Below are 16,061 nucleotides of genomic sequence, written 5' to 3'. Positions count from 1 at the left end.
GTGCAATTTCGCAATGCAACGACCGGGGCATTAATCGACTTCTCTTTTGGCAAAAAAGGTGAAGAAACTGAAGCCGTAAAACATTTTATGGAAACAGCAGAAAATAAATATAACCAGGATGAAGAAGCCATCAAAGTGGGTGAAAATTTATTTATGACTGCCTGTTCTGGCTGCCATGGTCACCATGCTGAAGGCAAACTCGGACCAGCTCTAGGGGATTCATATTGGACTTACCCTGCAGGACGATACGATAAAGGTTTTTTTGAAATTATTTATGACGGCGCCCGCTCAATGATGGGTCCACAACGCAATAATTTAAGCATTGATGAAATACTGCATGTTATGGCGTATGTGCGCAGTATTTACTGGGGAGAACCAGAAAAAGCCTTATGGTTATCAGAAGAGGAACGCGCCAACCTGGTTCCTGCAGAAATACCTGAAGATTTCAAAGAAGCATTAGAAAACTTCAATAAGACTCATTAATTAAGCAAGTTTAGAAATGCTAATGGCAGATTATAAAGATTAGTGATTGGTAGCGTGGCCATAGCCAGCATAGGGAACCACGTTACCAAGCATTATGTTGTCAAAACCAAAAGGAGAGAAATATGAAGAAAATTAAAACACTTGCCGTAACCGGCGCTACAGCACTATTGTTATCTGTCGGTATGTCAGCAATGGCTTACGACGGCACAAAATGCCAAGAGGCAGGAAAATGCTGGGAAGCAAAACCAGGTTTTCCTGAAAAAATCAAAGGGTCTAAATATGATCCAAAACATAGCCAAGCTGAACTGGATAAACAAGACAGTGCAATGGAAGCAATGGAAGCTCGTAACGCTAAACGCGTAGAAAACTTCAAAAAAACGGGTAAGTGGTCTTACTAAACCCAAGCTGAGGCCAGTTTTAACGACTGGCCTCTTTTTTTTGTTTTGTTTCTGACCTGCGAGTCAGTTTGGGCAATTATCACCATGAGCAATGTCGCTGAAAATTCCGAAAATCTTTTAACTGACTGGCATCAAAAAGCCATCACCCTACAAAAAAATATCAATCAGACTATTTTAGGCCAGGAACACATCATTGATTTAATGGTGGTCTCCATTTTCTGTCGTGGTCATATCCTGCTTGAAGGTGATGTCGGTGTTGGTAAAACAACTTTACTTAGAGCAACGGCAGAAAGTCTGGGTGGTAATTTTGAGCGTATTGAAGGCACCATTGATTTAATGCCTCATGACTTGGTCTATTACACCCATATTGCCAATGACGGTAAACCGGCGGTGAGTGAGGGACCTTTACTCAAACATGGCGAAAATTTATCGATCTTTTTCTTTAATGAAATTAACCGGGCTCGTCCCCAAGTACATTCATTGCTGCTTCGGGTAATGGCTGAACGTAGCGTCAGTGCATTTAATAAAACGTTCTTTTTTCCTCATCTGCAGGTTTTTGCTGATCGTAACCGCATTGAAAAAGACGAAACCTTTGAATTACCGGCAGCTGCCCGGGACCGTTTTATGATGGAACTGCACATAAAACAACCCACAGCAGAAGCACAGCTTAAAGAGTTGATGTTTAATACCCGGTATTATGATGCCGATAAACTGATCGACAGTGCTGACAAAGCGGTACTGCCATTTCATCAGCTCAATGATATCGCTGTGGCCATTCAGTCTTATATCCATTCCAGTGACACTATTCAGGATTACGGGCTTCATCTGTGTCAGGCACTTCGAAAACCACAGGATTACGGTATCCAGATCAGCGATATAGACACAGAAAAGTTAGTACTGGGAGGCATGGGGCCGCGTGGCATAAGTTATCTTGCAAGAAGTGCTCGGGCTCATGCATGGCTCAATCAACGTAATAGCGTCACCCCAGAGGATTTCCATGCAGTAATTCGGGCCATCAGTAAACATCGCATTTTTATCAATCCTGTTTACAACTATAACGGTGAAGCGATTATCGAAGAACTGATTAGTGGTGTACTGAATACTATTCCATCCCCATGAATCAGCACGAAATTCAACATCTGATCTTTGATTACAGATCACCTTTTCTGCTGAATGCACTGCGTGAAAGTGAGCATAAAAGCAAACGTCAGGGGCCCGGCAGTGATTTTTATAAAAAGTCTCCATTTTTAGCAGATCCGAATCCTGCGCGTATTGATCTTGCTATGAGCGTGACCGATCCGTTTGAATCGATTTACGTCAAAACCTTTCGTCAACGCAGCAAACTTGACGTACTGACTTTGGTCGATGGATCTGACTCAATGACTGTTCAGGATAAAACACAACTGGTCAATTTAACTGAACAGAGTATTGCTTATTCTGTGGCTGCCAGAAATGATAATTATCAAAGTTATTTGCTGAGTCAGTCCATACAGTCAATTACCAATGCCGAAATACTGCCACAGCATTTCAAGTCTGCTACCGGGCAGGCCTTAAATCATAATAAAGCTGAGGCGTTTAACGAAATAGAGCGGTTGTTACCAGCTCGTCGTTGTTTAGTATTTTTGCTTTCTGATTTTCACTGGAGTAATGAAAAACTCTACCGGATTCTCAATAGCTTATCAGGACACTATCTGGTGCCAATTGTTATCTGGCGTTCCGCCGAATACAACGACTATCCACTATGGCGCTTTGTTCAGATCAACGATGCTGAGACGGGTGAAAACAGTTTGATTTTTGTGACACCCAAGCAGAAAAAACTGATCGAATCGACTTTCGCTGATCGGAAGATTTTCCTTAATAATCAATTTCAAAAGCACAATTGCAGAGCATTTTGGATGATTGATCAATTCTCAGCACAACAATTAAGCGAATTCTTTCATGGCCATTAATAAGCAGTTAAAACAAAAAATGTACGTGCCGATGTTTTTGGCTGTGTTGTTAGCTGTTTTTTGCAGCACAGCTTTGTATGCTGACCAAGTCCGTACCGGCATTGTTCAGCAATCATTGGGAAGAGACTTTGGCATTCTGGTCGGTGATGTGATTGAACATTATTATATTGTTCAGGTGCCGGCAGAATATAGCTTAACGCCAGCCTCACTGCCTCCCAATGGAGAGTTGGATTATTGGTTATTATTACTCGACAGTGACTATGAACTCATCAGTGAAAGTGCTGGATTACGCCAATACCGACTGCATTTCACGTTTCAGACATTCTATGCGCCACTGGATGTCCGGGCACTAGCAACGCCGCCATTAACGGTAAGTTTTAACGCTGGCGTCAAAACCGAGCAGCTCACCATACCGGCCTGGAACTTCACCATGTCTCCGCTAAAAGAAATTGCGCCTCGTGGTGTGGCCAAAGACTCTAACCAAAATGCCTTTATGAAGGCAGATTTACCTCCCTCAACTATCCCGACCAGAGATTTACAGCAACAAATCTGGATACTGGCTATTACGCTGCTGGTTCTGGCGATCTTATGGTTAAGCCTGAAAGGATACCTTTTTGCACTGACGCGATCACCATTTCAGCAGGCTTATCATCAGGTCAAAAAGCTACGCAAACACCCTAACGATGAGTCGGCATTTAATCAGGCCTTACAATCGGTACATCGGGCATTTAACAGATTGGCAGGCCATGCCCTGTTTGCTCACCAAACAGATCAGTTTATTGATAAACATAAAGAGTTTTCTGGCTACCAGGATCAAATTGATAGTTTTTACCAGTTATCCACAGAAGCGCTCTATTCCGAGCAAAAGGTAGCGTCAGAGAAAGACTTTGACCAATTACTGAAGCTCTGCAAACAATTGGCTGGTGCTGAAAAACTGGCGCTGAAAAAATCATGAACATCGCATTTGCCCATCCATGGGTGCTCGTTTTATTACTATTCGCCTTGTTGCCATTTATCGCAGGCATATTCAACAAACGACTCACCAGTTGGAATCAGCTAATTCCAGCATCCAATACAACTCGATGGGTTAATCGACTCATAAAACTATTAGGGGTACTGGCATTTATCAGCCTCGTGCTTGGGTTGGCAGGACTTAATCAAACGGAAAAAACCTTTACCCGAATCGGTACTGGCGCACATATTGTCTTTGTCCTCGATCGTAGCGCCAGCATGAATGAAACATTTGGCGGCAAGGTGCCGGATAAGGCTACGCCAGCCAAAAGTCATGTCGCACGTCGTTTATTGTCTGAATTTGTGAATAATAGGCCGCATGACTTATTTGGCGTTGTCGGGTTCAGTACACAACCTTTTTTTATCAGTCCCCTCACAGAGCACAAATCTGCCACCCAGGCGGCAATAAACAGCTTGACCAGTCCCGGCTTGGCATTTACCAATGTCGCCAAAGGGCTTGGCATGGGCTTGAGTTACTTTGAGGATCAACCGCATACCGGTTCACGCGTCATTGTATTGGTCTCAGATGGCGCAGCGACACTTGATCATCGTGCACAGCGAGTGTTGCGTGAGTGGTTTGAACGTTATCAGGTAAGTCTATATTGGTTTTTTCTGCGTACCGAAAACGGCTTAGGTATCACCTCTGAACCTGAAACAGCGCGAGATGATAATCCCCGGGTGATGCCGGAGCGTTATCTTGATCAGTTTTTCCGTACCCTGCCGATCCCCTATCACGCTTATGAGGTGGATACACCGGAATCTATGGAAGCAGCCATTCACCAGCTGGATAATCTGGAAAGCTTGCCACTGGTCTATAACGAATTGATACCCCGAAACGATATGACGCGCTTATGTTTTTTGACTGCCTTGTTTGCCGTTCTTAGTTTACTGGGCATAAAAGCGCTGGAGGCAAAATGATCTTTTTGAATCGAAATAAGTTTATTTATCTGATTAGCCTGTTGGCCTTGGCTCTTATAACTGCACTAATATTCAGTATCTATACTCTGCAGCAAAACCAGCAAATCAACCAACAAATCCTTCTGCTGAATAAAGGTGAGCTGGTTGATGCTGAACAATTGAATATGCAAGCCCCCGAAGTCAGAATCGCTTATGCCTATCTGCAGGGTAAATTGAACTTATTTGATGAAGCTGTAGAAACCTATAGTGGCACTGAGCGCCTGGCTAACCAGCAGCAACTTGTCCATATCCACTATAACCTTGGCAATCTTTATTTGGTTCAGGCTATCGATTTGGCAGAAAACCTCTCTGTTGATCGGGCGGTGGCGATGGCGGATGTGGCTAAGGACTTTTATCGCTCTGCACTGAAAAACCAGCCTTCTTTCTGGGAGGCTAAATACAATCTGGAAGCCGCGCAACGTCTGTCGCGGGATTTGCCACTGGGTGATGTCACCATCAGTGAAGAGTCTCAGGATGCCAGTACCGAGTTATGGTCGGCAATGCCCGGCTTTCCCATTGGTTTACCCTAAGGGATTGTCTGATGAAATCTATCTGGTTGCTGGGCAGTTCTGCTGTTCTACTGATTTTTGCCGTTTTAATGCCTAACTTGCCATTCCCCAGTAAAAAATATGATTATTTTTTTATGGTGGATATCACCCGTAGTATGAATGTAGAAGATTATCGTGATAATCACGGTGACCCTATCAGCCGGCTGGAAAAAGTCAAAGCGGATGCGTTAGCGGCCATACAGCAACTTCCATGTGGTTCACGAGTTGGGCTAGGCGTGTTTACTGAACGTATGCCAACTCTGCTCTATACCCCCATGGAAGTGTGTGCAGACTATCCTGAAATCCGCGAGAGCATCAGACGTATTGACTGGAGAATGGCGTGGGTTGCCGACAGTAATATTATTCAGGCGTTTGCCAACACGTTGGAGTTGATGCGCACTGTTGAATTAACCGATGCCACTTTGGTGTTTTTTACCGATGGGCAGGAAGCGCCTCCGATGAACTCACGCTATGCACCTGATCTTGCCGAACTACAATCCACTGATGAAAATAATAATCAGGCATTCATCAACGGTCTGATTGTGGGCACCGGTGATCATGCATTGAGTCGCATCCCCAAATATGATGAAGATGGAATCCAGATTGGCTTCTACACGGCAGAGGATGTACCACAGGGAACGACTTTTGGTTTGCCGGAAGATCCCAGCAAAATTGAAGGCTATGTCCCTCGAAATGCTCCGTGGGGAAATCAAAGTCGTGCTGGAAATGAACATCTGTCCAGCGTAAAAGAAGACTATCTGAAATCACTGGCGGAGCCGGCCAACTTTCACTACCATCATTTACAAACATCTACTGCATTATTGAATGCGCTCACGCACGATGATTTCTCACAACGCCACATCCGGGAAACCGATTTAAGTTATATCCCGGCAAGTTTGTCGCTGTTTTTATTATTTCTGGCCTATCTGCCTGAAAATATTTTTTCCCGTAAAAAAACCTTGCATAAACCAAAAATCAAAGAGCATATACCTCTTAACTCAGGTTAAATCGGTTCAATCCATTGAATCACTTATCATGTCGCCAATAATCCGCCAACGAATTGAAATTCTTGTTATTATCAGCAAGCAATTCGAAAACGGATCCCATGCGCGTTATACCTCACAGGTTTACTCTTTTTCTGCTGTTTATTCTGCTTGTATGTCTATTTGGCCAAGCCAAAGCTGCATCGACAGAATCTGTTACGCTGCAACTTAAATGGCGACATCAATTTCAGTTTGCCGGTTATTACGCCGCTATTCAGCAAGGCTATTTCCAACAGGAAGATTTGCAGGTTACGCTGCGAGAACGCCAACCCGGTATTAATGTTATCAATGAAGTTACCAGTGGCCGTGCAGACTATGGCATTGGTGGCATCGGACTACTGGCAGAATATGCTGCCGGCTCACCAATTAGAGCCTTGGCCGCCATTTTTCAGCATGATGCATTAGTGCTGGTCAGCAAAACCCAGTCAGGTATTGTCAGCCCGTATGAAATGATTGATAAGCGTGTCATGTTTGATGATTCCGCTGGCAACGATGCCGTTTTCCTCGCTATGTTTGCTGATGCCGGTATATCTCCCCAGGATTACAAACTCATCCCGCAGGACCTGCAACTGGATAGTTTTATCAATGACCGGGTTGATGCAATCTCAATTTACCGAACCGATCAGCTTTTCACGTTGGAAGAGCTGGGCGTTAAGGTCAACATCATTAATCCCCAAAGCTATGGTTTTGATTTTTATGGTGACATTTTGTTTACCGGGGATAGAGAGCTTCGCAATAATCCGGGACGAGCAGAGCGGTTTCGCCGTGCTTCGTTAAAAGGCTGGCGCTACGCACTGGAAAATCCTGAAGAAATTATTGATTTGATAATCAATCAGTATGACAGTCAGGCCAGTCGCGAACAGCTACAACATGAAGCCAGGGAAATTCAGAAACTGATTTTGCCTGACCTGATTCCTTTGGGCCAATTGGATGCGGCTCGTCTTCGTCGCAGTGCTCAGATATATGAGCGTCTGAATATTGCACCTCCACTCTCCGAGGCACAATTAGAGGGCTTTATCTACCAATCCAATGCCGCATTGCGACTGACGCCTGAAGAACAGTCATGGCTGGAAGATAACCCTGTCATCAAACTCGGTATTGATCGGGATTTTGCACCATACGAATGGGTTAACAGCAAAGGCAATTATCAAGGCCTGGCAGCTGAATACATTCAGCTATTGCAGGCCAAACTCGGGGTGGAATTTGACATCATAGATGATAAGCCCTGGCATGAAATTATCGCAATGGCACAACGGGGTGAGCTGGATATGCTTTCCTGTCTGCATATGAGTCCCGAACGTTCCGAGTATTTATTGTTCAGTCAGCCATTCATCACTAATCCAGTGGTCATCGTCAATGCGAATCGCTTCGGCTATATCGGTCACCTGGACAATCTGAGAGGCAAAACTGTCGCAGTGGAAAAAAGTTACCATGTTCAGGAAAATCTGGCCCGGAATTATCCGGATATAACGCTTATATTCACCGAAACTACCCTCGAAGCTTTAAAAAAGGTCAGTACCGGCGAAGCCGATGCCTATGTGGGAGATGCCGCATATGCCAACTATGCCATCAAACAAGCCAACCTGATCAACTTGCAATTTTCCGGACAGACGCAGCAATACAATGCATACAGAATGGGGATAAACCCGTTGCATCCTCAGCTGCAATCCATCATTAACAAAGTATTAACCAATATATCTGTTGATGAACGTCAGCGAATTGAACAGACCTGGATGGGGCTGACCATCAAGAATGGCATTTCACAGTCAACCCTGCTCAAAATACTGCTGACAATAGCGGTGATTATTCTGCTGTTTGTATTCTGGGTGTTCAGACTTAAACAGTCTGGTCAGGTATTAGCGCGAAACGAGTCCAAATTACGCAGTATTGTTAATGCCTCTCCTATTCCGCACATGTTAAGTGACGGTAAAGGCCGGATTCAGTACGTCAACAAAGCCTTTGTTGATAGCTTTGGCTATAACCTGGAAGACTTGCCCAGCCTAAAGGTCTGGCTGGAAAAAGCCTATCCTGATCCCATGTATCGTCAACGTAGCAAACTGGCCTGGGATACATTTGTTGCTCAGGCAGAGCAGCATTCACTGCCGTATCGTGGTGAGGCGGTTGAAGTAAAAGTTATGACCCATCAACAACAAGCCAAACAAGTGATAATTTCCAGCACCGCGATTAATGATGGTCAGGCTGATGTATTTATCACCATTTTTTACGACATTAGCGAACGTAAACTTGCTGAAGAAAAACTCAAATTATCAGGCAGGGTATTTAACCAGGCCCATGAAGGCATTCTGATTACCAAACCTGATGGCCGTATTGTCGATGTGAATCCGGCATTTTGTGACATCACTGGATACAGTCGTGAAGAAGTCATTAATCAACAGCCATCGATCCTCAAATCAGGTAAGCATCCCGAGTCATTTTATCGGGAGATTTGGCAAAGCCTTATTGAGAAAGGCTATTGGCAGGGAGAGATCTGGAATCGCCGCAAAAATGGCGAATTATTAGCAGAATTGTTAACCATCTCCACCTTGATGGATGATCAAGGCGATACCCTGCATTATCTGGGCTTATTTTCCGATATAACTGAAATTAAAGCACAACAGCAGGCGCTGGAAATGATGGCGCACTATGACATGCTCACCCAGTTGCCCAACCGCACATTATTTGCTGATCGTTTCCAACAGGCTATTTCACACAGTATTCGTCAACATAGTCTGCTGGGTGTAATTTTTCTGGATCTGGATGGGTTCAAACCGATCAATGATAACTATGGTCATGAAATAGGCGATCAAGTTCTGATTGAGGTGGCCCAGCGAATAAAAGCCTGCATCCGTCTGGATGACACAGCATCACGACTGGGTGGAGATGAATTTGCTATTTTGCTCAATGACATCAGTTCAGTAGAACATTGCGAAAGATTGGTCAGCCGACTATTACGTACCATTCAACTGCCTTATCGGATTGATGGCGATATCATCCAGTTAGGGGCCAGTATGGGGGTAACCCTCTACCCGTTGGATCAGTCCGATGCAGATACGTTGTTGCGTCATGCTGATCAGGCCATGTATCAATCTAAACAGACCGGTCGAAATCGCTACTCAATCTTTGATGCTGTGCATGATAAGCAAGTTCTGCTTAAGCAAAGTCAATTGGACAATTTACATCAAGCCTTCAACAAAAATCAGTTTTGCCTGTATTACCAGCCTAAAATTAATATGCGAAATGGGCGTATTCATGGCGCAGAAGCGCTGCTTCGCTGGAACCATCCTCAGCAAGGCATCCTGGAGCCAGCGACATTTTTAAGTTCAATGGCGGGCACCGAGCTGGAAATCCGTATTGGCAACTGGGTCATTGATCAGACGTTAAAACAGTTACAAAATTTTCATCAGCAAAACAGAGTCATTGAAATCAGCGTGAATATTTCCGCTCATCACCTGCAATGGCCGGGATTTTTTGACCATCTTGATCGTCTACTGGCCAAATATCCGGATTTGCCTGCCGAATATTTGCAACTTGAAGTGCTTGAAAGCAGTGTGTTAACCGATATCCAGAATATTTCGGCGATTATCAGCACCTGCCGTGAAGGCCTTGGGGTAAGAATAGCACTGGATGACTTTGGCACCGGATACTCATCATTAAGCCATTTACGGCATTTGCCGGTTGATGTCATTAAAATTGACCAGAGTTTCGTTCGCGACATCATGGATGACCCCAATGATTTCACCATAGTGGAAGGTGTTATTGGGTTAAGTCATGCATTTCAGCACCAGGTCATCGCCGAAGGGGTAGAAAGTATTGAACATGGTTTGATGCTGATGACTATCGGTTGCGATATGGCACAGGGATATGTCATTGCCCAACCCATGCCAGCGGATGAATTAGGCCTTTGGATGGAGGATTACCAGCCCGAATCACGTTGGCTGAATCATGCCCATAATACCTTATCCCCCCAACAGCGCTTGCTGGCATTAATGCAAATGCAGGGCGAGCAATGGTTACAGCGGGTAATTGATAATCTGCACAGTAGTCCTGCTCAAATCAGCAGCTGGCCATTAATGAATCCCAAACGCAGCCACTTTACTCACTGGCTGGAGCAGGGTAAGCAGGAAGAGCTATTTAATCAGTTATGGCTGGATCGACTTAAATTAGCCTATTACGAATTATTTCATGCTGCTGCCGGTTTACGGAATCAATTTGAAGAAAATGAAATAGCGTTAGCCCGCAAAGGTATTGGGGATTTACAAAAGTTATATGCTGAAATTCAGCAGATACTGGCGTCTCCATCACAGTGATAATCCGCATATTGTTCTTTCAGATCACATTTCAAAAACTGGAATCGCTCGATGTCGGCTATCAATATAAGACCATCAGACTTCGTCGATAAGATCCCTTTCAGCATCCCAGCCAGTCTGCTTGGCTTGAGTAATTGCTGCATCATGAATATGCATAAATTTCTGTTGCATTTCCGGTGGCAGGTTTGCCACCTTGAAACCATATTTTTCCCATTCCAGATTCACCTTGCCCCAAAGATCCTCAAGACCTTGAACCACCCAGCCTTCGCAGGTTTCGGTCTCCGGTATTAAACCGAATACCCAGGCATCACGGATAATTTTCCCGGTGTCGGTCATGCCACCATTTATTTCTTTATCAATACCAACGTAACGTTTTTGATCTTTCATGATTTTTCCTAGGGCTTGTTGATCTTTCATATCCACCACTGCTGGCGGCTATTTTTTCGTCCTACAAGACGGAAATGATGCGATGTAGTTGTTCTACATAAGTCATTTCCAACGCCGTAGGGCGGAAAAATAGCCCCAGCCCTTTGGGTTGTGACTGAAAAAACGCCACTCTTCGTTGCTCGTCACTTATTTAGAACAACTAAAAAGCGCTCCTCGTGCCTTGATTGACGCTTTTTCAGCTCACAACAGAGGCGGAGATGAAAGATCAACAAGCCCTAATGTCTTTTGAAAAAGGAATTATCTAGCTGTATTTATACTGCTGCAAAAGTGCAACTGCTACCATGGAAATAGCGAAGATGAACTGGTGAGAACATTACCAGTCATAGCAACACTTGTTTTCACCGAAAATATTTAACACTGACTCGTTTGAATTAAGAGGTCTGGATGACACCTGGAAAAGATGATTTTTGGTTCCTGCCGCTGGGAGGTTGTGGCGAAATAGGCATGAACCTGAATGTGTATGGACATAACGGGCGTTGGTTAATTGTCGATTGTGGTGTCACGTTTCAAGCCGAAGTGGATGAATTTGGTGAACCAATCAATAGCCAAAACCCACCGATTCAAATGGCTGATCCGCAATTTCTGATTGACCGCCGTCAACAGCTGGATGGCCTTATTATTACCCATGCACATGAAGATCATATTGGTGCCGTGCCATATCTTTGGGAACATTTCCGGTGCCCGGTTTATACAACGGCATTCACCGCGGAAATGTTGCGGCGCAAGCTGGTTGAACGAGGTATCGCAGATAAAGTGCCGGTCATTGTGGTTGAAGCTGATGCCAAACGACAGATCGGCGTATTTCATGTGGAGTGGTTAAAACTGACTCATTCAATTCCCGAACCTTATGCATTGCTTATCTCGACAGCAGCAGGAAAAGTATTTCATACCGCGGATTGGAAGCTTGATAAAGGCCCGGTGGTGGGTCCGGCATATGATGCAGGCACCTTTCAAAAGTTAGCTGAATATCAGGTTGATGCCATGGTGTGTGATTCGACCAACGCCAATGTGCAGGGTTGGTCAGAATCAGAATCCAATTTATACAAAGGTTTGAAATTCCATGTTGAACAGGCCAAAGGCAGAGTAGTGGTTGCCTGTTTTGGCAGCAATATCGCCCGGTTACATACCCTGGCAAGAATTGCTGATGAAACCGGTCGACATCTGGGCCTGCTTGGACGCTCACTAATTAACACCGTGTCGGCTGCCAAAAATGTTGGTTTATGGAACAGTGTAAAAACGTCGGTAGATTCAGCACATTTGGGTTTTTTACCCGCACATACGGTTTTATTGGTGGCGACCGGTAGTCAGGGAGAGCCACGAACAGCGTTACATCGTCTGAGTCTGAACAGTTTTCGGGATATGCAGTTATCACCGGGCGATACCGTTATTTTCAGTTCAAAAGTAATCCCGGGGAACGAACTGGCGATTGCCACATTGATAGAACGACTTAAAGCAATGCAGGTAGATGTTATCGATATTGATAATAGCGCGTTGCCTATTCACGCCTCGGGACATCCAGCCAGTGAAGAACTTAAAACCATGTATCAATGGGTGCAGCCACAATGTGCGATACCGGTTCATGGCGAGTTAATGCATATGAAAGCTAATGCCAAAATTGCCAAAGCCAGTGGGGTCAGACAACAGCTTTTGGGACAGAATGGTGATTTGTTTTATATAGCGCCGGTTAATGGCATTCGTCGGGGGGCAGTTAAAACAGGACGATGGGGCCTGTTCGACCGTAAGTCTTTAAAAAAGCTTTAAAACATATGTTGAATTTAAGCCTTGGCATCAAACGCAGGGCCCCGGCGTTCTGAAGAAACCCGTCTTTCTATCCGCGTTTTCTGTTTACGCTTGCGACGTTCACGACGCTGCCTTCGCTCTTCATGAATTGTGTGCTGGGTTTTTTCCGCAGACGCTTGTCCAGGGTTAACCGGTTGAGTGCTGTAAGTAATTAAAAAATTGTTATGATAAATTCGTGAAATATCCATCATGTTGACCTAAGGTTACACGAGTCTTTCAGTTATATCGGACTGATTTTATATATCTTTAGCTTTTTCATCATGTTAATACGGTTTTCCACTAAATTTAAAGTGAATATTAAATGACACATTCGTTGAAAATCGGCTTGGCACTTGGCAGTGGGGCAGCAAGAGGATGGACCCATATTGGTGTGATAAATGCTCTCCAAAAGGCAGGAATCAAGCCCGATGTGGTTGTCGGTACTTCAATAGGTGCTTTAGTGGGGGCAGCGTATCTCAGTAATAAATTGCCCGATCTGCAACAACGACTGTTAAATCTGACCAAACTGGAGACAGCGCGTTTTTTTAATATCGGTTTTCCGTTTAATGGTGTGGTTAACAAAGATAAGTTGCATCAATTTCTAAGACAGTATGTGGCTGATGAAGCCACATTAATTGAAGACCTTCCGGCGCGTTATGCCAGCGTAGCGACCCATCTTCATTCCGGTCAGGAAGTCTGGAATACTGAAGGAAAATTGCTTGAAGCCGTCTGGTCTTCTATTTCTTTGCCAGGTTTATTTCCAGCTATTAAGCACCATGGGCGCTGGTTAATTGATGGTGGATTAGTCAATCCAGTACCGGTGTCGGTCTGTCGCGCATTGGGGGCTGATATTGTGATTGCAGTTAACCTGAATGGCGATATTTTAGGAAAACATCTGCATCAGAATCCACCGGTTCCCAAGAATGATCAAAGCAGTAATCTGCTGGGTAACCGGATTGGTGAGTTTATTACCAATTACACGGGGAATCTTTTTGGCGAAGAAAAAACGCCCAAGGAGGATGTACCGGATATGTTTGCAGCAATTGCTGCATCGGTAAATATCACTCAAGATCGGATCACCCGTAGCCGTATGGCGGGAGACCCACCGGATGTGTTGTTACAGCCACGTTTATCGCATATTGGTTTGCTGGAATTTTACCGGGCAGCTGAAGCGATACAAGCTGGTACACAAAGTGTTGAGAAAAATCTGGCTGAAATTAAGTTCTGTCTAGGGTCTGATGAGCTTTAATAGCCGCCTCTGTTGTGACTGAAAATGCACCAATCAAGGCGCGAGGAGAGCAGTTTAGTTATTCTAAATAAACGACGAGTAACGCGGCGTGGTGCATTTTCAGTCACAACCCGCAGGGCTGGGACTATTTTTCCGCCTCACGGCGTTGGAAATGACTTATGTAGAGCAACTACATCGCATCAATTCCGCCTTGTGAGACAAAAAAATAGCCTCCAGCAGTGGTGGCTCTGAAAGATCAACAGACCCTAGGGTCTGGTAATTAGAGATTATTGATCTTTCATGCTGGCAGCAGTGCTGCGTCTGAAAGATCAACAGATTCTAGTAAATTCAGTCATAACATTTTTAGTCATAATAAGAACCAACTTGGATTTGCAACTGTCATGTCGTGAAGCTAAATTTTTAGTAGAAATCTACTGACAGCAGCGAGACAAGCTGTCAGGCTGAACTAAATTTATAAAAAATAACAAACATCTACAGAGAAATAGGCAAATAAAGCATGAAAAAAGCAAATACGGGTATCAGTAAGCTCTGGTTTTGGCTGGGATTAAGTTTATTCGTGGTGATGTTTCTGCTGCTAATGGTTCAGATAGACAGGCAGTGGACCAAGATGGATGAAATGACCCGTATCATGGAGGAGCAGGCCAAGGATATCCGCTCGACGCGTGGTTTATTACGCAATCTTGAGCAAGCAATGCGAACGGCTGATTTCAGTAGCCCTTCCAACATTAATAATGCTGAAAAATCAGCTTCGAATCAAACCGATGCATTTGAAAGGGCTCGCGAGGCTGCTGAACAGGAAGACTATGCCCAAGGTGACTGGTTGATGATGGCTTTCGGCAGCAATATTCGCACGCTGACGCCTCTGGTCTCTGCTGATGCCTATTCATCTGAAGTACAACAATACGTTTTGGAGTCTTTACTCGTCAGAAATCCGGATACGCTGGAGTGGAATGGCTTACTGGCTGAAGACTGGTCAACTTCAGCAGATGGTTTAACAATTACCTTTGCATTACGCCGTGATATTACCTTTTCAGATGGTGAACCATTAACTGCAAAGGATGTTGAATTTACCTTTGATTTCATTATGAATGAAGCCATCGCGGCACCGCGCAGCCGTGCTTATCTTTCACGAATGGAGCGGGTCACTGCGCTGGATGATTACAATGTGGAATTTGTGTTCAAAGAACCTTATTTCAACAGTCTTCAACTGGCGGGAAGCCTGCAGATCATGCCCGAGCATTTTTACGGTCGTTTTCTCGATGATCCACAGACATTTAATGAAAGCCGGGGTTTATTACTTGGCTCAGGTCCGTTCCGTTTAGCCAATCCTGAAGGATGGTCTCCCGATGCAGGTGTCGTTGAACTGGTACGTAACCCACGCTATTGGGGCCCGGTCAGTGCTTCTTTTGATCGAATTGTCTGGAGAATTATTGAAAATGACAGTGCCCGTTTAACCACCTTCCGAAATGGTGATATTGATGTCTACAGTGCTCGTCCACGTGAATATCAAACGTTACTGGATGACAAAGACATCACCGAACGCAGTCAGAATTTTGAATACATGAGTCCCACCGCGGGTTATAGCTTTATTGCCTGGAATCAGGAACGAGGCGGCGAGAAGACCATATTTGCTGATAAACGGGTGCGTATGGCAATGTCCATGCTTACCGATGTCGATAGAGTATTGGAAGAAATTTTCCTGGGATATGGACAACCTGCAGCCAGTCCATTTATGCCGGGCTCGGCTCAACATGATCAGGCTAACGAAGCAATTGGCTACAATATCGAAAAGGCACGTGAATTATTATTGGAAGCCGGCTTTCAGGACAGTAATAATGATGGTGTATTGGAAACCCCCGATGGTGAAAATTTTGAGTTTTCGCTGACTTA

The 16,061-nt window shown here is 44.6% G+C and carries 13 protein-coding genes; 12 read left to right on the top strand and 1 reads right to left on the bottom strand.

Annotated features, from left to right (window positions below):
• The 9 genes from moxG to B3M51_RS03330 form a co-directional block, all read left to right on the top strand.
• Window positions 1–483, top strand: a 483-nt coding sequence (gene moxG, locus B3M51_RS03370; protein ID WP_292756838.1) for a cytochrome c(L), periplasmic, incomplete at its 5' end; no start/stop codon positions are given.
• A gap of 122 nt (window positions 484–605) precedes the next feature.
• On the top strand, window positions 606–881 hold the full coding sequence (locus B3M51_RS03365; RefSeq protein ID WP_292403818.1) for a methanol dehydrogenase: 276 nt from the start codon (window positions 606–608) through the stop codon (window positions 879–881).
• Window positions 882–965: 84 nt separating this feature from the next.
• A complete protein-coding gene (locus tag B3M51_RS03360) occupies window positions 966–2,000 on the top strand; it encodes an AAA family ATPase (RefSeq protein WP_292756836.1) in 1,035 nt (344 codons plus the stop codon).
• Entirely contained in the window at window positions 1,997–2,830 is an 834-nt protein-coding gene (locus B3M51_RS03355) for a hypothetical protein (RefSeq protein ID WP_292756834.1), read from the top strand. Before B3M51_RS03360 ends, B3M51_RS03355 begins: the two co-directional genes overlap by 4 nt.
• A complete protein-coding gene (locus B3M51_RS03350; protein ID WP_292756833.1) occupies window positions 2,820–3,785 on the top strand; it encodes a hypothetical protein in 966 nt (321 codons plus the stop codon). Before B3M51_RS03355 ends, B3M51_RS03350 begins: the two co-directional genes overlap by 11 nt.
• Window positions 3,782–4,759 carry a vWA domain-containing protein gene (locus tag B3M51_RS03345; RefSeq protein ID WP_292756832.1) on the top strand — a complete coding sequence of 326 codons (978 nt, stop codon included), beginning with the start codon at window positions 3,782–3,784 and terminating at the stop codon, window positions 4,757–4,759. Before B3M51_RS03350 ends, B3M51_RS03345 begins: the two co-directional genes overlap by 4 nt.
• Window positions 4,756–5,328, top strand: coding sequence for an MxaK protein (locus B3M51_RS03340; protein WP_292756831.1), 573 nt, complete (start codon window positions 4,756–4,758; stop codon window positions 5,326–5,328). The genes B3M51_RS03345 and B3M51_RS03340 overlap by 4 nt, the downstream gene beginning before the upstream one ends.
• Before the next feature lie 11 nt (window positions 5,329–5,339).
• Window positions 5,340–6,353: a vWA domain-containing protein gene (locus B3M51_RS03335; RefSeq protein WP_292756829.1), complete on the top strand. Its 1,014-nt coding sequence runs from the start codon at window positions 5,340–5,342 to the stop codon at window positions 6,351–6,353.
• A 98-nt stretch (window positions 6,354–6,451) separates the two neighbouring features.
• Window positions 6,452–10,696 carry an EAL domain-containing protein gene (locus tag B3M51_RS03330; protein WP_292756827.1) on the top strand — a complete coding sequence of 1,415 codons (4,245 nt, stop codon included), beginning with the start codon at window positions 6,452–6,454 and terminating at the stop codon, window positions 10,694–10,696.
• Between the two features lie 75 nt (window positions 10,697–10,771).
• Here B3M51_RS03330 and B3M51_RS03325 read toward each other — a convergent pair whose 3' ends face one another.
• Complete coding sequence (locus tag B3M51_RS03325; RefSeq protein WP_292756825.1) at window positions 10,772–11,083, bottom strand: hypothetical protein; 312 nt, start codon at window positions 11,081–11,083, stop codon at window positions 10,772–10,774.
• 444 nt (window positions 11,084–11,527) lie between these two features.
• Between B3M51_RS03325 and B3M51_RS03320 the strand changes: the two genes are divergently transcribed.
• From B3M51_RS03320 to B3M51_RS03310, 3 genes are all read left to right on the top strand, one after another.
• Entirely contained in the window at window positions 11,528–12,904 is a 1,377-nt protein-coding gene (locus B3M51_RS03320; protein WP_292756823.1) for a ribonuclease J, read from the top strand.
• A gap of 340 nt (window positions 12,905–13,244) precedes the next feature.
• The gene (locus B3M51_RS03315; protein WP_292756821.1) at window positions 13,245–14,171 is read left to right on the top strand and encodes a patatin-like phospholipase family protein; all 927 of its coding nucleotides are present in this window, start codon (window positions 13,245–13,247) and stop codon (window positions 14,169–14,171) included.
• Between the two features lie 496 nt (window positions 14,172–14,667).
• Window positions 14,668–16,061: ABC transporter substrate-binding protein (locus B3M51_RS03310; RefSeq protein WP_292756819.1), on the top strand; the 1,394-nt coding region annotated here is incomplete at its 3' end.

This window comes from Methylophaga sp. UBA2689, assembly GCA_002354555.1.
Lineage (GTDB): Bacteria > Pseudomonadota > Gammaproteobacteria > Nitrosococcales > Methylophagaceae > Methylophaga.
This window is presented reverse-complemented; position numbering and strand designations above follow the sequence as displayed.